Here is a 23235-nt window from a genome sequence, read left to right on the forward strand (position 1 = left end):
GTTGTCTCGATACGAGACGAGCGCGCAATTGTGCGCCTCGAACGTCTTGGCCGCACTGGGTGGCGTAGGCGCGTGCGGATGAGGACATCTGCCACACCTGAGTGTCTGTGGTGCGCTCAAGGTCGAACCGTGGACGAGTTTCGAGCGGTACGTCGCCTATCAGGACGCGGACGTAGCGGCGGTCGCTCGCAGACGGTGGGTGCGGCCGAATACGAGGCCCCCTGAGCATTCGCAGCTCGGCGACCGTGGAGGTTCGGCGCTCGAGATGCTGTAGGTGGCGCCGGGTCTCGCTATGCATGTCCCAAGGCCGATGGGGCGGCGGTTACGCCGTCGACGGGATTGCGACTAGCGGGCAGCGTACGCATCCAACCGCGTCAGAGCGAGTCTGCCCTGGGGGCTACTGGCTGCTGCTCCAGGCCTTCTGCATGCAATGTATGCTTTGCATGCAAAATGGGGGGTGGGTATGCAGGTCGACACGGTCTACCGGCGGCTTCGGGAGCTGATCGTCGCCGGTGAGTACTCGCCTGGCGAGCGGCTCACGGAGATGGCGGTGAGCGAGACGCTCGCGGTGAGCCGGACGCCCGTCCGGGAGGCGCTGCGGCGCTTGCAGAGCGACGGCCTGGTCCTCGGTGTCGGACGCGGTGTCGTCGTGGACGTCATGACGCCGGAGTGCCTGGATCACGCCTACGACGTGCGGGCGGCGCTTGAGGCCCTCACCGCCGAGTTGGCCGCCGACCGGTGGCGGGCCGGGCGGATCGCCCCGGCGGCGCTCGCCGACCTGGAGCGGGACGCGGCGCATCTGGAGGAGGTGACCGCCGCGGGTGAGCTGGATCGCGCGATCGAGCTGAACCGCCGGTTCCATCGGGGGGTGGCCGAACTGGCGGGCAATCCGATCGCGCTGGAGAGCCTCGAACGGCTGTGGGACCGGATCATCGTCTCCACGCGGGTGTCGCTCGTCCGTCCGGAACGCCCGGAAACGGTCGCGGGTGAGCACCGGGAGCTGCTGCGGGCGATCGCCGAGGGCGACCGGGTTCGGGCGGGACGGGTCGCCGGTGACCATGCACGCGCCACCAGGGCGACCCTGGACTAACTGGAAAGGACTGCGGGATGTCGAAGAGCCACCACTACGAAGTGTCCGTGACCTGGACCGGGAACACGGGCACGGGAACGAGTTCCTATCGTGCCTATGAGCGCGCCCACGAGGTGGCGGCGGAGGGAAAGGCGCCGATCGCGGGGAGCGCCGACCCCGGTTTCCGCGGCGACCCGGCGCGGTGGAACCCCGAGGAACTGCTCGTCGCGTCCGTGTCGCAGTGTCACATGTTGTGGTTCCTGCACTTGTGCGCCACCGAAAAGATCGTGGTCACCTCCTACACCGATACGCCCCACGGAACCATGACCGAAACCCCGGACGGCGGAGGACGGTTCGAGGAAGTCGTCCTGCGCCCCCGCGTAACCCTGGCCGACCCCGCGAAGACCGACCGGGTCGGCGAGCTGCACGAACGTGCTCACGAGTTGTGCTTCATCGCGAACTCGGTGAACTTCCCCGTCCGGCACGAGCCAGTCAGCGAATAACGACGACGCGTTCCCCGGTTGATGGGATGCTGAGATCTTGGAACCCGTCTGAGCCCCGATATCGATGGGGGAGCATGTCCCGTACCGCACACCATGTTCCTTTGAGTCGCTGTGCGACCGGCGATGACGTCAGGCCAGCACAACGCGTCTCCATCCTCTTCGACCTGCGTTACAGCTCCGCCCGCAGAACGCAGGCCGCCCGCGAGGGACGGCGTCCCATTCCCGAGCTGGTTCGGCGGAGGGCCATCGTCCACAGTTGGGCGCGCACGGACCCGCGCAATCGAGAGGTGTCCGAATGGTCGAGGCTCCAGGAGCGCCGTGCACGGCAACGCCTCCGCCTTGAGATCCGCGCCGTCCTACATTCCCAGACGTTCGACACCGCGCTAACACCCGCCCGGCACCGCCGCGACGCTATCTGGCTGTTCTGAATCCACCAGTTACCCGCGTCAGGCTCTCGTCCAGCTTCGGACGACCAAACCGATCTGGCCGAATGCGGTGGCCGTCCTCCCCAAATTCTGCGACCGGGCCCGACAGAGCAACTCGTCCCATCCGGCCCCCTCCGGCAGACGGCCGAACCGATCAAGCTGGTTTGGTACGGCGGCGCTCCCTGGCCTTGTGACTGGCCCCGGCGGAGCGAGTCGCCCCGTCCGGTGCTCCTCCTTCACAGGGCCGACCCGATCAAGCTGGCTGGATCGGTGCGGCGGCGTTCCCTGGCGCTTGCGGTTGGCCCCGGCGGAGCGAATCGACCCATCCGGCGCCCTCCTACCGACGGCCGACCCGATCTAGCTGGCTTGGAGCGGCGGCCCCCTGGTACCTGCGCCCAGCCCGGCGGACCGAGTCGGGCTCTCCGTGCTCCTCTTTCAGAAGGCCGAACCGAGTTGGCTGGCTTGGTACGGCGGCGCTCCTTGGCACTGCGGCCGGCCTCGGCGGGGCGAGTCGGGTCTTCGGTGCTCGTCCTTCAGGCGGCCGAGCCGGGCTGGCTGGATTAGGTGGTGCCGCTCTCCGGGGCTGGGGTCCGGGCGTCGGCAGGGCCCATCGCACGAGTTGGGCTTTCCGGCGCTCTTCGGCGCGGCGTGTCGGCAAACGGCGCGGTGCAGTCGGCGGAGACGGTGCGTTCGCGAAGGTGCGGGCCGGTTGCTGAACGGGGCCGGCAAGGGGCGCGACTTCGAGGGGTTGGCCTGGCGCTTACCACGGAACGGTCTTACCGTGCAGATCCAGGAATTGGAGGCCTGGAGCGCCTGCTTGCGCTTCGAGGACGTCAACGACCGCCGGGATGCTCTCCTGTGGAATGAGCGGCGCGTCGAATCCGCCAAGGCGCGTCTTGTTGTGGCCGGGATCGATGAGCAGCTTGGTATGTCCATCGTCGGCATGGCGGGTGGCGTAACTGCGCATCAGCTGGTTGAGCGCGGCCTTGCTGGCTTTGTACAGCTCGTAGCCGTCCTCGGTGTTTCGCGAGATGCTGCCTTGCTCGGAGGACATGACCGCGACGGTTCCGGCGGGAGCGACGAGCCCGCGCAGGGCTTCGAGGGCGCGCAGTGGGCTCAACGCGTTGGTGACCATGACCCCGGTGAACATCTCGGTCGGCACCTCGTTGATGGGCAGGTCGCCCCGGTCGATCGCGGCGTTGACGAACAGCAGGTCGAGGCGGCGGCCGTCCAGGCGTTCGCGCAGGGCGGTCAACTGCTCGGCGCTCGTCATCTCCAACGACTCGATTTCCAGCATTCCGCTCCAGGCATCGGCGCGAGCCTGCAACTCGCCGCCGACCTCGCGCGTGGTGGCGATGACCCGCCAACCGCGCCGGGCAAGTTCGTCGGCGAGGACGAGCCCCAAGCCCCGGGATGCTCCGATGATGAGCGCTTGGCGGTCGGACACGATCACTCCTTCATGGTGGGCGAGCCCTTAGAGTAGACGCGACGTTGCGTCTAAACAAATCGACGAAGCCGCTGGCGGTATGGTGTCCCGCATGCCCGCCACGAGCTCTCAGCCCCGCAGGCCGCGCTCCGGGAGCCGTCGCGACGAGGCCGCGCGCCTGGCCGTGCTCCACGCCGCAGACGACCTGCTCGTCGAGCACGGCTTCGGCGCCCTGACCATCGAGGCGATCGCCCGCCGCGCCGGGGTCGCCAAGCAGACGATCTACCGCTGGTGGCCGTCCAAGGTCGAGATCCTGCTGGACACGCTCATCGAGGACAGCGAGAAGCGCATCCCCGTCCCGGCCGGGGAGTCCACGGTGGAGAGCGTCCGCGGCTACCTCCGCGGCTTCGCGCGGTTCCTCACCCGCGATCCCGCCGGAAAGGTTCTGCTCGCGCTCATCGCCCAGGCGCAGCACGACCCCGAGACGGCCAAGAGCTTCCACGCGCGCTACTTCGGTCCGCGCCGTGGTCGGGAACGCGACATGCTCGCGCAGGGAATCGAGGCAGGCGAGTTCGCGCCGAAACTCGGCCCCGACGCCACGATGGACGCGCTCGTCGGCCCGATCGTCTACTGCGCGCTGACCGGCTCAACCATCCCGCGCGGCCTGGTGGACACCCTCGTCGAGGACGTGCTCAGACCCCGCTCGGACTGAGCGTCAACGCCACCCTGCCCCGGTCGGCCGCCCGTACAAGTACCGGCTTGGACGTCACCCATTCACCGCCCGAGGCAGCGGCAGGGCGTCCACCGCCCGCCGCAAGCGAGCCAAGTCGATTTGGCCGCGGTTCAATACGTAATGCGTTGCCCCATGGGGAAGTCGATGCTCCGGTGCCAGCGACAGATGCAGCAGTGTCCGCACCGGCCCGTTCATGCGCGCCATCGCCTCGGCGCAACTCCGACAGTGCATCTGCTCGCTCGTGGTCCCTGTGAAATTCTGTTCGGAAACCTGACGGGAGCCCAATGCCTCATGGCGTATTCGCGCATCCAGCAGGCAGAACCGTCGGCGGAGTTCGTTGCGATGGCGCGCTTTCGTCAGAGTCCATGATTGGGCAGGGGTGTCGCGGCCTCCAGATTCACCTTTAGATCGGGCCCGAAACGCGGTATTTTAGGTGCGCCATACTGGATATTTCGAGGGCGAGGAGCGCATGAAGTACGTCGACCTCAACGCCACCGTCAACGGGGTGACCGGGGTCATCTCCCCGCAGTCCTACCTCGACCTGCTTCCCGAGTTGGGCGCCGCGTTGCCCGTCGGGGCGCGGGCCTTCGCCGCCGACGTCGACCACTACGACTTCGTGGGCGAACGGTGCGTCAAAGACCTGCAACTTGCTCGGATCGACGGGCCTGACAATGGCGATCTCACGCTCTTCTTCCGGCATAACTGCTGGAAGCATGAGGAAGACCTGCTCATCCGCTACGAAGGCGTCACGCGTTTCGCTGTCGAAACCGCAGAGGACGAGGCGCTGCCCGGCCCGGTCGTCCTCGACGAGATCCTTCCGCACCCGAACGGGTGCACGCACGAGTTCGCCTTCACATCAGGCTCCCTGAACATCACCTGCCGTGATCTCTACGCTTCGTGGATCGAGACCGACTGCCCGGACAAGCCCAAAGATTGAATGGCAAGCGCAGGGGCGCGTTTTGCCGTCTCTCTGGGTGTTATTGCGATTAGTTTTTGCGGGTGTGGGCCGGGTTGAGCCAGCCGGTGGCGGATGCCACCTCCTGGGCGATGTCCATGACCGCTCGCCCGTCGGTCACCACGCGCACCGTCTGGGTGGAGACCCGTTGGTCTAGGAGCCGCGCCTTGCGGATACCGCCACGCAACTCCTGTTCCAGTTCCGACCCGAGTTCCCGGCCCAGCAGGCGCTCGCGGGCCGTCTCGTCGGACGCGGTGAGCAGCACTCGTATGATCCGCGCACCGGTGCCCAGTGCGCGCTGGAACATGGGTGTCGTCTCGGGGAGGACGCTGAGGGTGTTGGTATAGATCAGGCGGTGATAACCCCGCTCGGTGTAGTTCGCCCACATCGCGGTCAGGTTGCTCTCGGTGATCTTCGCGCGGTCGGGGTCTCCTTCCGGCGCCGGGTGCACCTGCCCCATGAAGTCGCCCTCGATGATCGCGTGGGGGACGGCCGCGTCACGTAGCAGGGCCGAGACCTCCCATCCGCACGTCGTCTTGCCGACCCCCGCCCGGCCTCCGATGAGCAGTACCTCCGCATGATTCATCAGGGCAGCGTGACAGCCGGAGGGCGCGTGGCGCGATTCGATTTCGGGCTGGTGCTGATTACCGGCTCGCCGACCAGGCCGCGACGAGGGCGGCGGCTCGGGTGGGCACGGCAGGGGGTTCAGGTGGAGCGGTCGGGGTGCCGGTTTGGGAGGACGTAGCCCCGGTGGGGTAGGTCAGGCGTGGTTGAGGTGAGGGTTAGGGCGGCGTGGCTGGTGGGGGCTCAAGCGAGATGGGCTGGCGGCGGACGTGGCCGGGATGGGGGCGGGCAGCCCAGGGCATGCAGCGCGGTACGAGCCCAGGCGCCGGTGGACGTGGCTGGGATGGGGGCGGGCAGGCATGCCTGGGGCGGCGGTGGAGCGGGCGTGACCGGAAGGTTCGGGCGGAGGGGTGAGGTGGAGGGCTTGGGCGGGCGTGGCTGGGGAGTCGGGCGGAGTGGCCGGGGCTAGGGCTCGGGCGGGTGGGGGCTGGGGTTGGTGATCGACTGGCGTCACTGGGCGCTTGTGGGGTTGCGGAGGTGCATTGGGCGCCGGTCTCGGTGGGGTGCGCGGGACGGGGGCGTTCTTGAGGGTGCCGTCGTTCGGGGGGGCCGCGACGGTGGGGGCTTGGAGGAGTTTGCCGGGGGCGGGTGTGTCGGTGTTCCGGGTCCGGTGAGGCGTCGTTAAGTGGTGGCAGGCTTTCGGGGTTGGGGTTGGGGTTGGGGCGGTGGGGCTGGGCGGGGACGGAATCGGTGGGGGAGTGGCGGGGTTTGAGGGTGTGTGATGCACGGTGAATACAAGGTGCCCGGCGGCAAGCTCGTGGTCGTCGATGTGGATGTCGTGGACGGGCTGCTGCGCGGCCCGCGGGTGAGCGGGGACTTCTTCCTTGAGCCGGACGAGGCGCTGGAGGCTGTCAACGCCGTTCTGGAGGGGCTGCCCGCCGGGCTGGAGGCCCGGGAGGTCGGCGCGCGCGTCCAGGGTGGGTTGCCGCCGGGGACGGTGATGCTGGGGATCACCGCCGAGGCCGTGGGGATCGCGGTTCGGCGGGCGGTCTCGCGGGCGTCGGACTGGCGCGACCATGAGTGGCGGCTGATCCATGAGGAGCCGCAGGGGCCCGCGCTGCACATGGCGCTCGACCAGGTGCTCGCCGAGGAGGTCGGGGCCGGGCGGCGGCCGCCCACGCTGAGGGTGTGGGAGTGGGCGGCGCCCGCGGTGGTCATCGGGAGCTTCCAGTCGCTGCGCAACGAGGTCGACGCGGAGGCCGCGGAGCGGTACGGGGTGGAGGTCGTCCGCCGGATCAGCGGCGGCGGCGCGATGTTCATCGAGCCGGGCAACACGATCACCTATTCGCTGTACGCGCCGGAGACGCTGGTGGCGGGCATGTCGTTCGCCGAGAGCTACGCCTTCCTCGACGACTGGGTGCTGGGCGCCCTCGGTGAGATGGGCGTGCGGGCCTGGTACCAGCCGCTGAACGACATCACCTCGGACCAGGGCAAGATCGCGGGGGCGGCGCAGAAGCGGCTGGCGTCGGGGGCGGTTCTGCATCACGTAACCATGGCCTACGACATCGACGCCGCGAAGCTGACGCAGGTGCTGCGGATCGGCCGGGAGAAGATCTCGGACAAGGGCATCGCGAGCGCGAAGAAGCGGGTCGATCCGCTGCGCCGGCAGACCGGGCTGGCCCGGGAGGAGATCATCGATCGGATGATCGGGCACTTCCGGGGCCGGTACGGGCTGGTGGACGACCGGACGAGCGAGGACGAGCTGCGGCTGGCCGGCAAGTACGTCACGGACAAGTTCACTACGCCGGAGTGGACCGGGCGGGTGCCGTGACCGGTCGCCGTCTCCCGGTCCCGGCCGACTCGCGGACGGCGTCGAGCAGGCGGTGGACGTGTACGCCCTGGTCGAAGTCGGGCGTGTGGTCGGTGCCGGTGCGGATGTCGTCGGCGAGCCGGGCGTAGAACTGGGCCACGTTGACGATCTCCACGTCGCGCGCGGCCTCGGGCGCCCACAGGTAGCGGTCGGGGATCGGGAGCCGGGAGCCCCGGCCGTGCACGGCCAGCTCGCCGATCTGGACGCCCTGGGAGGCGGCGGGGCCGCTGGAGAGCACCGCCAGGTCGCCTTCGGTGCCCGCGATCTCGATGCGGGTGCGGGCGTCGCTGACCTTGGCGTCGTGCACGTGGACGACGGCCGTCGCGCCGCCGGCCAGGGTGGCGGTGACGGCGATCTGGTCGGGGGTGGTCGCCGTGATCGCCTCACCGGTGTTCTGGACGGTGTACTCGGTGCGCTGGACCGCGAGGGAGGCGGAGAGCTCGGAGATCTCGCCCGCCAGGAACTCCAGGGCGTCGAGGGTGTGGCCGGCGCCCACCTCCAGCGCTCCCGCGGCGTTGACCGGGTCGAAGGTGTAGGCCCACCACGGCGGGATCTCCCCGGTGCCGCCCTTGCCGCGTGCGGAGTAGACGTTGACGGAGGTCACCCGTCCGACATAGCCGTCGGCCACGAGGTCGCGCGCGTACCGGAGGGCAGGGGAGAAGCGGGACTGGAGGCCCACCGCGTGCCGGACCCCGGCGTCTCGCGCCAGCCGCGCGAGCTCCTCGGCCTCGGCGGTGGTGCGGGCCAGGGGCCATTCGCAGTACACGTGCTTGCCCGCGTCCAGGGCCGCCCGGACGAGCTCGTCGTGCATGGGCACCTTGACGGTGACGGCGACCAGGTCGACCTCGGGGTGCTCCGCCAGTTCCCGCGCGTCGGTGAACGCGTGGGGGACGTCGAACCGGCGGGCCGCCTCCTGCGCGCTGGCGCGGCGGCTGGTGCCGACGGCGGTGATCTCGTACCCGGGCAGGGCGCGGAGCGCGGGGATGTGCGCCCGTGCCGCCCACCCCCGGTCGGGGCTCGCACCGACGATGCCGACGCGGATGTTCTGGCTGGTCATACGTGGCCCCCCTGGCGATCTAAACGGACAACTGGAGTCCGCTTTCGCCGACCCTAGCTCAACCGGACGCGAGTTGTCCACTTAAATCGGACCGCAAGTGTCCGCTTATCGCTAGAATGGGGCCATGACCTCGACTTTCAGCGCCGTCGACCGGCTGCTCGACGACGGGTCGGGCCGCCGGCCGCGCGCCGACGCCCGGCGCAACGTGGAGCGCCTCGTCCGGGCGGCCCGGGAGGCGGCCGCCGAGGTCGGCGGCGAGGTCACCGCGCACGAGATCGCCCGCCGCGCCGGGGTCGGCGTGGGGACGTTCTACCGGCGCGTCAGCACCCTGGAGCTGCTGCTCGAAGCGGTCCTCGCCGAGGTGCTGGAGGAGATCGTTGCCAAGGGCGACGAGGGCCTCGCCGAGCCCGACCCCTGGGCGGGCTTCACCGGGTTCGCCGGGGCCTACATCCGCCTGCGCAACGAGCTGTGCGACATCAACGAGGCGCTCGGCGGACCCCTCGACCACGCCCGTTCCGAGCTGCGCGACCGCATCCGCATGCTCGTCGAGCGGGCGCAGGACGCCGGGGCCATGCGCGCCGACGTCACCTGGAAGGACGTCGCCTTCCTGCTGGTGTCGGTCGCCACGACCGGGCACACGCTGGGCCTCCGCGCGGGCCACCGGCAGTGGGACCGCAACCTCCAGGTCGTCCTGGACGGGCTCCGCACGCCCGAGCCGGCGCCCCTACCGGGCACTCCTCCCGTTGACACCGCCAAGCACCTGTAGGCCGGGCGGCCTGGGCGCGCGGAACTCCGCGACGGTGTCGTCCGTCCTCCCCTCGTGGCAGGTCGCGGGGCCGCGCGGCTGCCCCTAGGTTTGTCACGTCGGCTGATGATGAGGAGCGTTCATGTCCATGCAGAAGGGCGCCAACACCGCGGTGCCGGTTCCCTCGGTCCGGGTCGAGCTCGGCTGGCAGAGTGGTCCGGGCGTGCCGGACGCGGACGCGTCCGCGCTCCTGCTCGCGGCCACGGGACGGGTGCGCTCGGACGACGACTTCGTCTTCTACAACCAGCCCGCGCACGGTTCGGGTGCCGTCCGGCACGAGGGCAAGCAGCAGGGGCCGACGGTCCTGGACGTCCTGTCGGTGGAGCTCGCGCGGGTGGAGCCCGACATCGAGAAGATCGTGATCGCGGCCTCCTCCGACGGCGGCACCTTCGGCCAGTTCCAGGGCCTGTACGTACGCGTGGTGGACGCCGCGGCCGGAACGGAGGTCGCCCGGTTCGACAGCCAGGGCGCCACCACGGAGACCGCGTTCGTCCTCGGCGAGCTGTACCGGCGCCAGGGGGCGTGGAAGTTCCGCGCCGTCGGCCAGGGGTACGACTCGGGCCTCGGGGGGCTGGCGACCGACTTCGGTATCTCGGTGGACGATCCGGGGCAGAGCGCCACCCCGCCTCCGGCGGCCCCCGCGCAGCCGTCCCCTCCGCAGCAGCCGGCGCCCCCTCAGCCGCAGGCGCAGCAGCCGCCGCCCCCGCCGGGGGGCCAGTACATGCCGCCTCCTCCTGAGCAGGGGCAGTACGCGCCTCCGCCGCCCCCGCCCGGCGGCCAGTACACCCCGCCCCCGCCCGGGCAGTACACGCCGCCCCCTCCCAACCAGTACTCGGCACCTCCTCCCGGGCAGTACACGCCTCCTCCCGCGGAGCAGTACGCGCCACCGCCGCAGCCCGGGCAGTACACCCCGCCTGCCGCGCCCGCGTACGGTCAGCCGCAGGGCGCGCCGCCGCAGCCGCAGGGCGGCAAGATCTCCCTCACCAAGAATTCGCCGTCGGTGTCGCTCACCAAGCACGGCGCGACGTCCGGGCACATGCGCGTCAACCTGAACTGGACCGCGCGCGAAGGCGTCGCCAAGGGACGGCTGGGCAAGCGCCGGCGCGGCGTCGACCTCGACCTGGACCTGTGCTGCCTGTGGGAGCTGATGGACGGCCGGAAGGGCATCATCCACGCGCTCGGCGACATGGGCGCGCTCGACCGCCCGCCGTTCATCAAGCTCGACAAGGACGATCGCACGGGCGCGGTGGAGTCGGGGGAGAACCTCACCATCAACCTCGACCACACCGCGAAGTTCAAGCGGATCCTGGTGTTCGCCGAGATCTACGACGGCGCGGACGACTTCCGCGGCCTGGACGCGGTCGCCACGCTGTACCCGGTGGGGTCTCCTCCCATTGAGATGCAGATGAACGACTGCATGGACGCCTCGCGTGACGCGGTGCTCGCGCTCATCGAGAACGTGAACGGCGAGCTGGTCGTGCGGCGGGAGGGCCGCTACGTCCTGCCGCCGCCGGGACGTCCGCGCTGGGGGAAGATGACGGTCGACCAGGCATACGGCTGGAACCTCGACTGGGTGGCCTCGCGCGGCAAGGACTGAGCGTCACCGCCGCTGCTGCTGGAACGGCCCCGGAACGTTGGCTGGTCTTGCCTGTTGTCCGGGGCCGGAGGCGCGCGGTAGGAACTGTCCCATGAGCACTCAGTGGCAGTACCCGGTCGTTCCGGCGCCCCATTTCGACGTGCCGGGGGAGAAGGCGGTCCAGCGCGCGCAGGCGTTCGCGGACTCGATGACGTTGCGCCGTACCGTGCGCGACTTCTCCAGCCGCCCGGTGCCGCCGGAGGTCATCGATCACGCGATCCGGGCGGCGGCGACCGCGCCGAGCGGCGCGAACCTCCAGCCGTGGCGGTTCGTGGTGGTGACCGACCCCGAGCGCAAGAGGCGCCTGCGCGAGGCCGCCGAGGAGGAGGAGCGCGAGTTCTACGAGCGGCGGGCGTCGCCGGAGTGGCTGGAGGCGCTGGCGCCCCTGGGCACCGACTGGCACAAGCCCTTCCTGGAGGACGCGCCCGCGGTCATCATCGTCTTCGAGGTGCACAAGGGCCCGGAGACGCCGCGTCCGTACTACGTGAAGGAGTCCGTGGGGATCGCTGTGGGGTTCCTCCTGGCGGGCCTGCACCAGGCGGGCCTGGCCACGCTCACCCACACCCCCAGCCCCATGCGGTTCCTGAACGAGGTCTGCGACCGGCCGCAGGAGGAACGCGCGTACGTCGTGATCCCGGTCGGCTATCCGGCGGACGACGCGATGGTCCCCGACATCACCCGGAAGCCGATCGACGAGGTCATCGTCCGGCTGTGATGCCGGGCGCCACCGCGTCGCGATGATCCGCGGAGGTCAGGACGCCCTGACCGACTCGGCCAGCTTCCTGTCGCGGGACGCCCTGACGAGGGCGGCCGTGAGGTGCGCCAGGTCCTTCTCCGGTACCTGCGCGGCGAGCTTGTCCGGGGCGCTGGGCAGGCCGACCCGTTCGGCGCCCTTCTTCACCTGGGAGTCGACGTAGGGGCGGAGCCACGGCCACACGGCCTGCGCCTCCCGGCAGAAGATGTCGACGCCGGTGGGGCCGATGCCGGGGAACTCCCTCAGGAGTTCGGCGGCCTTCTTCGGGTCGTGGTCCGCCTCGGCGGCGAGCCTGCGCAGATCGCCCCTGTATTTGTTCTGGACGATCTGCGCGACCTCGCCGAGGCGGGTCGCGGTGCTCTCGTCGTAGCGGACGTAGTGGCCCCGGCCCAGCGCGTCGACCCGCTGCTGCCACGTCAGCCCGCTCATGCCGCGCGGCGTCCCGCCGCCCGCGTCGAACAGCTCGCGCGCGGCGGCCAGGGCGACGCCCGAGGAGATGCGGGCGCTCAGCAGGTTGGCGAGGACCAGCAGCTTGAACAACGCGGCGGGCTGGTCCTTCAGCGGGATTCCGGCCTCCTCGGCGAACGTCCCGCCGGACTCCCGCAGCAACTTCCTGGTGGTGGTGTTCATGGCACGTACCTCCCGTTGGCGCCGCCCTACCCGAGCAGGGAGAGGTGACTCATGGGCGGCTGGGAGCGATACCGCAGAGCGCCGGGAAAGGTCACAGGAGGCTGAGCTGACCCTCCCCCGCGAGCGGGTCGCGGTGCTTCTTCAGGTGGCGCCAGCGCGGAAGGTCGTCCAGGTAGGACCACGACATCCTGTGGTGCGGGGTGGGCCCGGACTCCTCCAACGCCCGCTGATGGACGGGGGACGGGTAACCGGCGCTCTCCCCGAAGCCGTACCCGGGGAACTCCTCGTCCAGGACGGTCATGAGCCGATCCCGGTGCACTTTCGCCAGGACGGAGGCCGCCGCGACCGTCACCGACCGCTGGTCCGCCTTGACTTCGCACCGCACCCGCCAGGGGCGGCGGAGGAAATCGTGCTTGCCGTCCAGGATCACGATGTCGGGCGGGACGGGCAGCGCTTCGAGCGCGCGTACCGCCGCGCGGCGGAGCGCCTCCGTCATGCCGACCTCGTCGATCTCCTCCGGAGAGGACGCGCCTATGGCGTGCGCGTCCAGCCATTCGGGAAGCAGTTCGGCGAACGACTCCCGGTGCGTCTCGGTGAGGAGCTTGGAGTCGGTGAGGCCGACGGTGCGTTCGCCCCGCCCCCGCAGGACGGGCGGCGGGCTCAGGTCCGCGACCGCCGCGCACACGACGACGGGCCCGGCCCAGGCGCCGCGTCCGACCTCGTCGACGCCCGCGATCCGGAGGGGGCGGTCCCCGTCCGCGAGCGCGTCCCGGAGTTCGTGCTCGATCTCGTAACCGGCGACACGGGGCAACCGCGGACGCGGGGCGGAGGCGGAGCTGAGACCGGGCAGGAAACCGGTCGGGTCGGTCAAGGAGTCCCCCTCAGGAAGCAGACGCGCATGTACTGCTCACGAATACAGCTCTGGGCCGGCCTCAAGGCGCATGCGCGACGACACGAGGCGCGGTCATAGCCAACCATTGTGGCGGGCCGTGCCCACGGCCTCGATGCGGTTGCGCGCGTTCGTCTTCCCAATCGCGGCGGACAGGTAGTTGCGGACGGTGCTCTCCGACAGGTGCAGGCGACCCGCGATGTCGGCCACGGTCGATCCGTCCGCCGCGGCGGTGAGGACGTCCCGTTCGCGGGCGGTCAGCGGGTTCGGCCCCACGGAGAGGGCGGTGGTGGCCAGCGCGGGGTCGACGACGCGTTCCCCGGCGAGTATCCGCCGCAGGGCCGAGACGAGGTCCTCGATGGGGCCGTCCTTGACGAGAAAGCCGCTGACGCCCGCTTCCATGGCACGACGCAGATAACCCGGACGCCCGAACGTGGTGACGATGAGGACTTTGCATGCGGGAAGTTCCTCGCGCAGGTCGGCGGCCACGTCCAGGCCGCTGCGGCCGGGTAGCTCGATGTCGAGCACGGCCACGTCGGGTCGCGTCCGCAACGCCTCGGCCAGGGCGTCGGTGCCGTTCCCCACCTGCGCGACGACCTCGATGTCGTCCTCCAGGCCCAGCAGGAGTGCGAGCGCGCTCCGCATCATGCCCTGGTCCTCGGCGAGCAGAACTCTGATCACGTGCCACCTCCCGGCCCCATTGTCCCCAGCACGGTCATAGGGCGGGCGCTCACAGGGATGACGGCGCTCATAGGGACGGGACTACAGGGACGGTGACGGTCAGGAGAAAACCGCCGCCCGGTGCGGGCCCAGCCTCCACCGTCCCGTCGGCCACCGCCATCCGCTCGGTGAGCCCGCGTAGGCCGTGCCCACCCCGCGCACCGTACTCCGCATGGAAACCGTTGACGTGAGGCGCGTCCAGTCCCGTATGGAGGTTCGTGCCAGGCGATGCACCATTCGGGCCTACGCCGTCGTCTTTCAGCTCAAGGACGACGCGCTCGCCCTCGTTCCGGACGGTGATCTCGCAATGGCGGGCGCCGCTGTGCCGGATGACGTTGGTGACGCCCTCCCGCACCGCCCAGCCCAGCAGCGCGTCGGGCCCCGTGGGGAGGGGCGGGCCGGAGCGGCGCACGGTCGCGTCCACGCCCGAATCGCACAGCGCCGTACGGGCGGCGTCGAGCTCGTCCGCCAGGCCGCGGCCGCGATAGCCGCTCACCGCCTGCCGCACCTCGCTCAGCGCCCGCCGTCCGACGGTCTCGATGTCGGTGGCCTGCTCGGCGGCGAGCGCGGGATCGCGGTCCGCGACGAGCCGGACGGCCTGCGCCTTGACCACCATGAGCGAGAGCGTGTGGCCGAGCAGGTCGTGGAGGTCCCGAGAGAAGCGGAGCCGCTCCTGCGTCACGGCGGCCTCGGCGAGCTCCTCGCGCGCGTCGCGGAGCAGCCTGATAGCGCTGAAGAGGCGCAGGATGACGGCGGTCACCAGCCCCGCCGTGATCGTCCCGTAGGAGTTGCCGAGGATGCTCACGCTGTCCTCGCCGCCCACCCACCCGGCCAGTGCGCTGACGAGCGACACGCCGCCGATGCCCAGCAGCATCGACGCTTCCGGGCCCCGCGTCTGCTTGGAGGCGTGGCCCACGACGACGCCGGTGGCGAGGCCCAGCAGCGGGAACAGCGAGTACCAGCCGTCCTGGAAACCGACCGCGACAACGGAGACGAGCCCCGTCTGGACTGCCACGAGGCTAATGGGGAGCCGCATGGGTACACGCCCGTCGAACGCGGTCAGGACGATGGCCGTATGCACCATGGCCACTGCGAGGAGAGCGATGCACCCCAACCACAGCGGCTCGGTGCGGCCGCTGGCCATGTCATAGATGGGCCAGGCAAGCAGGACCATCCAGAAAAGGAACGTTCGCCTACCGGGCCCCTTCCGCTCCACCTTCTCCGGATCCAGGTCGGGAAGCCGTGGGGTCGGCGGTCCCTTCCAGAAGCTCACCTGCCACCCTCCTTCGTTACGGGGAACACCGTATGTGGACGGGTGGGCTCCTCCTGACCGGTGCGAACACCGGTGCCACCGCCGCAGCCGAGCGGGCGGAAGGCGTCATCGGCCCGTGGTGAGCGCCGCAACTCCTTCACCATTCGTATCGCTCCGCAGCTTCTGGTCACATCGGTGGGCACGAGGCCCTCGCGTTCCGGCGGCGCCCGGCTTTCCCCGTGGCGGCGCTAGGGATGACGCTAGGGATTCGGCTCCTCCCTTCCACAGAGCCGGACATCCGCTTGTGGGCAGTACAAATGTCCCGGTGCCATACGCGGTGCGCCCATGAACGGGCACGGGTCCCTCCTGCCATGTGGCAAGGAACCCCGTGTGGGGAGTCCCGTTCTGGCACGTCCTGCGCTTTACTCGGCTTTGATGGCTTTGTTCGGCAGGTCACGCTCCCGACCGGCGAAGGGCGCCCGGGCACGGGATCTATTCGAGCGCCTGCGGGTGCGCTACTTCCAGGTCGCCCCGGGTCTGCGATTCCTGGGCGGGGTGCTGGTCGTCGCCCTGGTGCTCTCGGCCGTGGTCTTCCTGGACGGCCCGGCCCCGGCCCTGGGCACGGCGGCGTTCACGGTCATCCTGCTCGTCGTCGTCCACCTGACCCTGCGCTCGCCCAGCGGCATGGCCACCATCGCCGTGATGACGACATGGCTCGCGTTGTCGATTCCGCTGGGGGGCCTCTATCCGGACGAGGGGCACCCGCCGTACCTGAGCCCTGCCCTGCTGCTCGCCGTGCTCGCCCTCCCCGTCGCGTTCGTCGCGTTCCGCCTCCGCGGATACGCGCCCTGGCGGACCGCGACGCTCGCCCTGGGCGCGGCCGGGGTCGTCACGGCCGCCGTCGTGCATCCGCTTCCGGCCGCCCACGTGGCGCCGGGCTGGGCCGCCGCGCTGGCCGTCCTGTTCTACCGGTGGGACCAGGCGCGGCGTACGGTGCCCGCCGAGGCGTACGAGACGGGCTGGGTCCAGGAGCAGTCCAACCCCAAGGGGGACAGTGTGCCCGGGCCGTCCAAGAACCCGTCAGGACCCGACAAGCGCGACCGGCGCGGTGGGGGAGCGGGGTCCAACGACAAGCCGGGCGGCGCACCGCCCGGGGACGACCTCGTGCCGGCGGACATGACACCCGCGTCCGCGCAGTCGGCCCAAGAGCAGCGTGCCGCCGCGCAGGCGGTTGACGCGGCGCCCGTACCCGAACAGGGGTCCTCCCCGGAAGGACGTGCTGAGGAGGCGCCGTCGCTGTCGGTCGCCGAGGCGCTGGAGGAACTCGAAGGCATGATCGGGCTCGAACCGGTCAAGCGCCAGGTGCGTTCCATAGCCGCGTCCATAGAGGCGGCGCATATGCGGGCCGCCGCCGGGGTGCCCACGGAGAAGCCCATGCGGCACTTCGTGTTCGTCGGGCCCTCCGGTACGGGCAAGACCACCGTCGCGCGCGTCCTCGCCAAGATCTTCTATGCGTTCGGGCTGCTGCCGGAGCCGACCGTGGTGGAGGCCCAGCGGGCGGACCTGGTCGGGGAGTTCCTCGGCGCCACCGCCCTCAAGACGAACCGGCTCGTCGATTCGGCGCTCGGCGGGCTGCTGTTCATCGACGAGGCGTACGGCCTGGTGAACTCGGCCGAGGGCCAGCCCGACCGGTTCGGGGACGAGGCGGTGCAGACGCTGCTCAAGCGCGCCGAGGACGACCGCGACAACCTCGTCATCATCCTCGCCGGATACGACGCGCAGATGGAGGAGTTCCTCTCGTCCAACCCTGGGCTCGCGTCCAGATTCGGCACGCGCGTGCACTTCCCCTCCTACCGTCCCGACGAGTTGCTGCGGATAGCCGACTACCACACCGGCCTCCGCGAGGACCGGCTCGACCCGGAGGCCCGGCGCCGCCTCGCGGACCGGTTCGAGGAGGTCGAGCGGCGCGGGATCATCGACGAGCTGGGCAACGGACGTTTCGTCCGGACGCTCACCGAGGCGGCGGCGCGCGCTCGCGACGTGCGGGTCGTCGAGTCCGCCTCGTCGTCCGGCGAACCGGCCCGGCCCAGCGCCGAGGACTTGGTCACGCTGCGCGCTGAGGACGTCGAGGCGGCCTTCGCGGAGGTCACCGAGAGGTACCGGGGCTACGCCGAGACTCCGACGCTGGACGAGGCGCTGGGCTCCCTGGAGGCGATGATCGGCCTGGAACCGGTGAAGCGGCAGGTCCGGGAGATCGCCGCGCAGCTCCAGGTCGCCCGGATGCGGCAGGAGCAGGGGCTCGTCACCCGCCCGCCGACCAGGCATTTCGTGTTCACCGGGCCGCCGGGCACGGGCAAGACCACGGTCGCGCGGGTGCTCGGCCGGATCTTCGCCGCGGCCGGGCTGCTGGCCCGCCCGGAGGTCGTCGAGGCCCAGCGCGCCGATCTGGTCGGCGAGCACCTCGGCGCGACCGCGCTCAAGACGAACAAGGTGATCGACTCCGCGCTCGGCGGCGTCCTGTTCGTGGACGAGGCCTACGCGCTGACCAACGCGGGCTACTCGGGCGGTGACGCGTTCGGGGCGGAGGCGGTGCAGACACTGCTCAAGCGCGCCGAGGACGACCGGGACCGGCTCGTGGTCGTCCTGGCCGGATACGAGGCCGACATGGACCGTTTCCTCTCGTCCAACCCCGGGCTGTCCTCCCGTTTCGACGTGCGCGTGGACTTCCCCTCCTACGGGCCCGACGAACTCCTCCGCATAGCGCAGCTCATCGCGGAGCAGGGCGGTGACCAGTGGGAGGAAGAGGCCCTGGACGACCTCGCCCTGGTGTTCCAGCGCGCATGCGGGACGGGCCGGATCGACGAACTCGGCAATGGACGCTTCGCCCGGTCCATGTACGAGAAGGCGTGCGCGTGCCGTGCCCTGCGCGCGGCCAAGCTCGGCTCCGCCGCGACCACCGCGGACCTCACGCTGCTCACCACCGACGACGTCCGGGACGCCTTCGCCGACCTCGCGCACCGCCTCGTCTGACCTGGGCCGTCACGGGCGGGCGCCCGGTGGTTCGCACTGTCGGTGGGACGCGGTGTAATCGAGGCATGGCTTCGGTGACATGGGCGCAGGTGCTGGCCTGGCGGATGCGGCGGCAGTACCTCGAACCGGCGGGCGAATCGGCGGGCGCGGCGTCGGCGACGGACGTCGCGCGGCGGCTGGCCGGTGTGCAGGCGCAGGTGGCGTCCGCCGCCGAGACCGCCGTCGCGCTACGGCGGACGGAACCCGTCCCAGGGGAGGTGACGCATGCCCTCCTGGACGAACGGGCCCTCGTCAAGACCTGGGCGATGCGGGGCACGCTGCACCTGCTCCCCGTGGACGAGGCCGCCGCCTACCTGGTGCTGTGCTCGGCGGTCCGCAACTGGGAGAAGGGCACCTGGCAGCGGACCTTCGGCGCCACCCCGGCCGACTTGGAGGCCATCGCGGAAGCCGCGACCGGGGCGCTCGCGGGCGGCGCCGCGCTCACCCGCGAGGAGCTCACCACCGCCGTCGTGGAGGAGACGGGGTCGCGGCACCTGGCCGAGGTGCTCGGCTCCGGCTGGGGCACACTCCTCAAGCCGCTCGCCTGGTGGGGCGTGCTCTGCTACGGCCCGCCCCGGGGCACGAACGTCACCTTCACATCGCCTGAAGGGTGGCTCCCGGGCTGGAAGGGCCTTCCCCCGATGGACGAGGCCGCCCGGACGGTCGTCCACGCCTACCTCGGCGCGCATGGGCCCGCGACACCCGACCAGTTCGACAACTGGCTGATGCGCAAGGCGAACCGCAAGCGCGACGTCAAAGCGTGGTTCGCCGCCGCTGAAGACGGTCTCGCCATGGTCGACGTGGAGGGCGTCCCCATGTACGTGCAGGAGGGGCACAGGGACGAGCTGCTCGCCACGGAACCCACGTCGTCCGTCAGGCTGCTCGGCGCGTTCGACCAGTACGTGCTGGGGGCCGGTACGGGGGCGACCTATCTGGTCCCCGCCGAGCACCGGAAGGCGGTCAGCCGCGCGGGCGGGTGGATCTCCCCGGTCGTCCTGCACGAAGGGCGCGTCGCGGGCGTCTGGGAGGACATGGACGGCGACATCGCCGTCACCGCGTTCGAGGACGTCCCCGCCGACCTGCTGGAGGCGGAGAAGGCGCGCATGCGGTCGCTACCGCGCTGACGCGGAGGCGGTGGGTTGTCCGGCGGCGGGCCGTCCGGCGTCGGGCGCGCCCTGTTCGGGCCACAGGGCGAGGGCCAGTTCGACCACCTTCCGCAGGTCGTCGCGGGAAGCGCCGCCGGCGGCCTGGACGGAGACGCCGTAGGAGATCGACCAGACATAGCGGGCCAGCGCGTCGCAGTCGATGTTCGGAGGGAGGTCCCCTTCCGCCCGGGCACGTTCGAAGCGGGCGGCCAGGTCGCACTCACCCGCGCGGCGCCGGGACGCGATCTCCTCGCGGACGGCGTTGTTCTGCTCGCCCGTGGCGAGCGCGGCCTGCACGATGAGGCATCCGCCGGGCCCGCGCGTGACCACCTCGACGGCGCCGAACAGTAGGGCTTCGGCCACGGCGTGCGCGGTGGGCTTGGTCAGGGCCGTGTGGACGTAGGACGCCGGGCCCTCCACGTAGCGGTCGAGGGCCTTGCGGAAGAGGGTCTCCTTGTTGCCGTAGGCCGCGTACAGGCTCGGGCGGTTGATGCCCATCGCCCGGGTCAGGTCCGACAGGGCGGTGCCCTCGTACCCCTGCCGCCAGAAGACGGTGAGGGCACGGTCGAGCCGCTCGTCCACGTCGAACTCGCGGGGGCGTCCGGTGGCCATGTGGCGTGCTCCACTCCTGCGCTTGTGTATCGAACGGTATAGTACGCTACCGACTTTAGTACCGATCGGTACATAAAGTGGACGCTCATCTGGACGAGGAGACGACGATGGCACTCGAGGGCAAGGTCGCGCTGGTGACGGGCGGGTCGCGGGGAATCGGGGCGGCGACGGCGCGCGCGCTGGCCGAGCAGGGCGCGGACGTCGCGATCAGCTACGCCGCGTCCGCCGGCAAGGCGAAGGAGGTCGTCCGCGAGATCGAGGCGCTCGGCCGCAGGGCCGCGGCCTACCAGGCGGACCAGGCCGACCCCGCGCAGGTGGCGGGGCTGGTCGCCCGGGTCGCGGAGGACTTCGGACGGCTCGACGTGCTCGTCAACAACGCGGGCGTGATCCTCCGGGAGGTGCTCGGCGACGCGGACGGGGCGTCCCCGGAGGAACTCCGGCGCCAGTACGACGTCAACGTGGGCGGTGTGGTGGCGGCGGTGCGCGCGGCGGCGCCCGTCCTACAGCGGGGCGGCCGGATCATCACGATCGGGTCGAACCTGTCGCAGCGGACGGGGGCTCCGGGTGTGGCCGACTACGCGGCGACCAAGGCCGCCGTCATCGGCTACAGCAAGGGCGCAGCACGCGACCTGGCCCCGCGTGGCATCACCGTGAACGTCATCAGGTCCGGCTCGGTGAACACGGACATGAACCCCGAGGACGGCCCCAGCGCGGACGCGCAGCGGGCGAGCAACGCGATGGGACGCTACGGGCGCCCCGAGGAGATCGCCGCAGGCGTCGTGTTCCTGGCCGGGCCGGGGGCGTCGTTCGTGACCGGCGCCGTCCTCGACATCGACGGCGGCGCCCTGGCCTGAGACCCTCCGGCCCCGCGCCAGGCGGGTTCGGCTAGAGGTGGAAGTGGATCGTCTGGCCGGGACGCAGCTGCGCGGCGGCGGGCAACGAGGACGAGGCGAGGACGGCGATGACGGGGTAGCCGCCCGTCGTCGGGTGGTCGGCCAGGAAGATGATGGGCAGTCCGCTGGGGGGAACTTGCAGCGCGCCCGTCACCATGCCCTCGCTGCTCAGCTCGCCGTCGCGCGCGCGTGCGAGGGCAGGGCCGTCCAGGCGGACGCCGACACGGTTGCTGTCCGGCGTGACCGTGTAGGGGGTGGACGTGAGTGTCTCCAGCGCGTCCTGCTGGAACCAGTCCTCGCGCGGGCCGGGTAGGACACGTAGCACGGGCGTGTCGGGGATGGGCGACACCGGCGCGACATCGACCGTGATGTCGTCCAAACCCTTAACGGAGCCGACCGGGAGGCGGTCGCCGGGCTTGAGCGGGTCGGGTCCCAGGCTCGACAGGAGGTCGGTGGAGCGGCTGCCGAGGACCTCCTCCACCGTGACGCCGCCACGGACGGCGAGATAGCTGCGCAGCCCTGAGGGCGGCATGCCGAACTCGACGAGTGCGCCAGAGGGAACGTGGCAGGGGCTGTTCGTCCCGTAGGCGCGCCCGCCGATACTTAGCGGTGCCGGAGCGCCGGTGACGGCGATCCATGCGCTCGCGTGGAAGCGCAGCGTGGCGCCGCCGAGGGTGAACTCCACGCCCGCGGCGCCCTCGGGATTGCCGACGAGACGGTTCGCCAGGCGCAGGGCGCGCGCGTCGGCGGCCCCGGAGTGCGGGACGCCGAGGTGGGCGTGGCCCGGCCTGCCGAGGTCCTGCACGGTCGCCAGGGGCCCGGTCCGCACGACCTCGATCAACGACGCTCCTCGCGGACGAAACGGACACGTGTACCGGGACGCAGCAGGGACGGCGGATCGCGCGTCACGTCCCACAACGCGAACCCGCTGTGGCCGAGCAGCCGCCACCCGCCCGGCGAGCGCGACGGGTAGACCGCCGCGTAGGGGCCGGCGATCGCGACCGAACCCGCCGGGACGGCCGTGCGCGGCGACTCGCGGCGCGCCACGTGCAGGGCGGGGTCGAGGCCGGTGAGGTAGGCGAAGCCCGGCGAGAAGCCCAGGTAGGCGACCGTGTAGGCGGCCGACGCGTGCCGCTGGACGACCTCCTCGCGGGACAGGCCCGTCAGCCGCGCGACCTCGTCCAGGTCGTCGCCGTCGTACACGACGGGGATCTCCACCGGCTCGGCACCGCCCGCGGCGTCCTCGGGCAGCGGCAGGCCGGGCAGCAGGGCGGCGAGCCGGTCGAGGTCGGTGCCGGGCTCGGCGACCACCAGGACGGTCCGCTCGCCCGGCACGACGTCCACGATGCCGGGGGGTGCCGCGTCCCGGAACGCGATGTTCAACCGGTGCGCCGTCGCGAGATCGCCCGTCTCCACGAGCAGTGCGGTGTCTCCCGCCCGCCGCACCTTCACGCGAACGCCTCCAGCGAGACGCCCGCGTCGGACAGCGCCGACCGGACCGACCGGGCCAGCGCCACCGCGCCCGGTGTGTCGCCGTGCACGCAGATCGAACGGGCGCGCAGGGCGACCTCCGTGCCGTCCACCGCCTGGACGGTGCCGTCCACGGCCATCCGTACGGCTCTGCGGGGCACGGCCTCCGCGTCGTGCACGACGGCCCCCGGCTCACGGCGGGACACCAGCGCCCCCGACGGTGTGTAGGCGCGATCGGCGAAACACTCCGCGACGACCTCCAGCCCACCGGCGACGTCGTGCAACGCCGAGTTCGGGAGGGTCAGCAGGGGCAGCGCGGGGTCGTACGCGCGAACCGCGTCCGCGACGGCCTCGGCCTGCACCGGGTCACGGGCGACGCGGTTGTAGAGCGCGCCGTGAGGCTTCACGTACGCGACACGTCCGCCCTCGGTACGGGCGATCCCGTCCAGTGCGGCGAGCTGGTAGAGGATCTCGGCGGTCAGCTCGGGCGCGGCGACGTCCATCTCGCGCCGTCCGAAGCCGGGCAGGTCGCGGTAGGACACCTGGGCGCCGATCGTCACCCCGCGCTCGACCGCGGCGGCGCACACCCGCCGCATGATGAGCGGATCGCCCGCGTGGAACCCGCACGCCACGTTCGCGCTGGTGATCACGTCGAGCAGGGCGAGGTCGTCGCCCAGCTCCCAGATGCCGAACCCCTCGCCGAGGTCGGCGTTGATGTCGATGATCGCCATGCTCAAGAACTACCACCGTCTCCTGTG

The 23235-nt window shown here is 71.1% G+C and carries 22 protein-coding genes; 11 read left to right on the forward strand and 11 right to left on the reverse strand.

Going from position 1 to position 23235, the window contains the following annotated elements; translation table 11 throughout:
- The first annotated feature begins 463 nt into the window (after positions 1–463).
- Positions 464–1090, forward strand: coding sequence for a GntR family transcriptional regulator (locus K2F47_RS20090; protein WP_242906088.1), 627 nt, complete (start codon positions 464–466; stop codon positions 1088–1090).
- Between the two features lie 17 nt (positions 1091–1107).
- Positions 1108–1572, forward strand: a complete 465-nt coding sequence (locus K2F47_RS20095; RefSeq protein WP_242906090.1) for an OsmC family protein — start codon at positions 1108–1110, stop codon at positions 1570–1572.
- Positions 1573–2757: 1185 nt separating this feature from the next.
- Here the strand turns inward: K2F47_RS20095 and K2F47_RS20100 are convergent.
- Entirely contained in the window at positions 2758–3450 is a 693-nt protein-coding gene (locus tag K2F47_RS20100) for an SDR family NAD(P)-dependent oxidoreductase (protein WP_242906092.1), read from the reverse strand.
- 85 nt (positions 3451–3535) lie between these two features.
- On the opposite strand from K2F47_RS20100, the gene K2F47_RS20105 reads away from it, so the two are divergent.
- Positions 3536–4135, forward strand: a complete 600-nt coding sequence (locus K2F47_RS20105) for a TetR/AcrR family transcriptional regulator (protein WP_242906094.1) — start codon at positions 3536–3538, stop codon at positions 4133–4135.
- Between the two features lie 490 nt (positions 4136–4625).
- On the forward strand, positions 4626–5093 hold the full coding sequence (locus K2F47_RS20110; RefSeq protein ID WP_242906095.1) for a hypothetical protein: 468 nt from the start codon (positions 4626–4628) through the stop codon (positions 5091–5093).
- 49 nt (positions 5094–5142) lie between these two features.
- Here K2F47_RS20110 and K2F47_RS20115 read toward each other — a convergent pair whose 3' ends face one another.
- Positions 5143–5697 carry a hypothetical protein gene (locus tag K2F47_RS20115; RefSeq protein ID WP_242906097.1) on the reverse strand — a complete coding sequence of 185 codons (555 nt, stop codon included), beginning with the start codon at positions 5695–5697 and terminating at the stop codon, positions 5143–5145.
- A 759-nt stretch (positions 5698–6456) separates the two neighbouring features.
- Here K2F47_RS20115 and lplAB point away from each other — a divergent pair.
- Positions 6457–7506, forward strand: coding sequence for a lipoate-protein ligase LplAB (gene lplAB / locus K2F47_RS20120; protein ID WP_242906099.1), 1050 nt, complete (start codon positions 6457–6459; stop codon positions 7504–7506).
- Here the strand turns inward: lplAB and K2F47_RS20125 are convergent.
- Positions 7475–8602 carry a Gfo/Idh/MocA family protein gene (locus K2F47_RS20125; RefSeq protein ID WP_242906101.1) on the reverse strand — a complete coding sequence of 376 codons (1128 nt, stop codon included), beginning with the start codon at positions 8600–8602 and terminating at the stop codon, positions 7475–7477. The genes lplAB and K2F47_RS20125 overlap by 32 nt on opposite strands.
- 124 nt (positions 8603–8726) lie before the next feature.
- On the opposite strand from K2F47_RS20125, the gene K2F47_RS20130 reads away from it, so the two are divergent.
- The 3 genes from K2F47_RS20130 to K2F47_RS20140 all read left to right on the forward strand — a co-directional run bounded on the left by K2F47_RS20130 (position 8727) and on the right by K2F47_RS20140 (position 11758).
- A complete protein-coding gene (locus K2F47_RS20130; RefSeq protein ID WP_242906106.1) occupies positions 8727–9368 on the forward strand; it encodes a TetR/AcrR family transcriptional regulator in 642 nt (213 codons plus the stop codon).
- A 121-nt stretch (positions 9369–9489) separates the two neighbouring features.
- Positions 9490–11004 carry a TerD family protein gene (locus K2F47_RS20135; RefSeq protein ID WP_242906108.1) on the forward strand — a complete coding sequence of 505 codons (1515 nt, stop codon included), beginning with the start codon at positions 9490–9492 and terminating at the stop codon, positions 11002–11004.
- Positions 11005–11095: 91 nt separating this feature from the next.
- Positions 11096–11758 carry a nitroreductase family protein gene (locus K2F47_RS20140; protein WP_242906110.1) on the forward strand — a complete coding sequence of 221 codons (663 nt, stop codon included), beginning with the start codon at positions 11096–11098 and terminating at the stop codon, positions 11756–11758.
- Between the two features lie 36 nt (positions 11759–11794).
- Here K2F47_RS20140 and K2F47_RS20145 read toward each other — a convergent pair whose 3' ends face one another.
- The 4 genes from K2F47_RS20145 to K2F47_RS20160 form a co-directional block, all read right to left on the reverse strand.
- Complete coding sequence (locus tag K2F47_RS20145; protein WP_242906112.1) at positions 11795–12427, reverse strand: HhH-GDP family DNA glycosylase; 633 nt, start codon at positions 12425–12427, stop codon at positions 11795–11797.
- A 91-nt stretch (positions 12428–12518) separates the two neighbouring features.
- A complete protein-coding gene (gene rnhB / locus K2F47_RS20150) occupies positions 12519–13277 on the reverse strand; it encodes a ribonuclease HII (RefSeq protein ID WP_372490897.1) in 759 nt (252 codons plus the stop codon).
- A 114-nt stretch (positions 13278–13391) separates the two neighbouring features.
- Positions 13392–13997 (reverse strand): response regulator transcription factor, encoded by a 606-nt coding sequence (locus K2F47_RS20155; protein ID WP_242906114.1) that lies wholly within the window; start codon positions 13995–13997, stop codon positions 13392–13394.
- 67 nt (positions 13998–14064) lie between these two features.
- Entirely contained in the window at positions 14065–15051 is a 987-nt protein-coding gene (locus K2F47_RS20160; RefSeq protein ID WP_242906116.1) for a sensor histidine kinase, read from the reverse strand.
- A 672-nt stretch (positions 15052–15723) separates the two neighbouring features.
- On the opposite strand from K2F47_RS20160, the gene K2F47_RS20165 reads away from it, so the two are divergent.
- Both K2F47_RS20165 and K2F47_RS20170 read left to right on the forward strand, forming a co-directional pair.
- A complete protein-coding gene (locus tag K2F47_RS20165; RefSeq protein WP_242906121.1) occupies positions 15724–18318 on the forward strand; it encodes an AAA family ATPase in 2595 nt (864 codons plus the stop codon).
- Positions 18319–18383: 65 nt separating this feature from the next.
- On the forward strand, positions 18384–19481 hold the full coding sequence (locus K2F47_RS20170; protein ID WP_242906122.1) for a winged helix DNA-binding domain-containing protein: 1098 nt from the start codon (positions 18384–18386) through the stop codon (positions 19479–19481).
- Here K2F47_RS20170 and K2F47_RS20175 read toward each other — a convergent pair.
- On the reverse strand, positions 19470–20114 hold the full coding sequence (locus K2F47_RS20175) for a TetR/AcrR family transcriptional regulator (protein WP_242906123.1): 645 nt from the start codon (positions 20112–20114) through the stop codon (positions 19470–19472). The two genes, K2F47_RS20170 and K2F47_RS20175, sit on opposite strands and share 12 nt — an antisense overlap.
- A 107-nt stretch (positions 20115–20221) precedes the next feature.
- Between K2F47_RS20175 and K2F47_RS20180 the strand changes: the two genes are divergently transcribed.
- The gene (locus tag K2F47_RS20180) at positions 20222–20968 is read left to right on the forward strand and encodes an SDR family NAD(P)-dependent oxidoreductase (protein ID WP_242906124.1); all 747 of its coding nucleotides are present in this window, start codon (positions 20222–20224) and stop codon (positions 20966–20968) included.
- Between the two features lie 31 nt (positions 20969–20999).
- On the opposite strand, the gene K2F47_RS20185 is transcribed toward K2F47_RS20180, so the two are convergent.
- From K2F47_RS20185 to K2F47_RS20195, 3 genes are read right to left on the reverse strand one after another with little or no spacing between them, the layout of a single operon-like run.
- Positions 21000–21848: a 5-oxoprolinase subunit C family protein gene (locus K2F47_RS20185; protein WP_242906125.1), complete on the reverse strand. Its 849-nt coding sequence runs from the start codon at positions 21846–21848 to the stop codon at positions 21000–21002.
- Entirely contained in the window at positions 21845–22459 is a 615-nt protein-coding gene (gene pxpB, locus K2F47_RS20190) for a 5-oxoprolinase subunit PxpB (protein ID WP_242906126.1), read from the reverse strand. The genes K2F47_RS20185 and pxpB overlap by 4 nt, the downstream gene beginning before the upstream one ends.
- The gene (locus K2F47_RS20195) at positions 22456–23208 is read right to left on the reverse strand and encodes a LamB/YcsF family protein (RefSeq protein ID WP_242906127.1); all 753 of its coding nucleotides are present in this window, start codon (positions 23206–23208) and stop codon (positions 22456–22458) included. Before K2F47_RS20195 ends, pxpB begins: the two co-directional genes overlap by 4 nt.
- Positions 23209–23235 lie beyond the last annotated feature (27 nt).

The organism is Actinomadura terrae (genome assembly GCF_022751215.1).
Taxonomy (GTDB): domain Bacteria; phylum Actinomycetota; class Actinomycetes; order Streptosporangiales; family Streptosporangiaceae; genus Spirillospora; species Spirillospora terrae.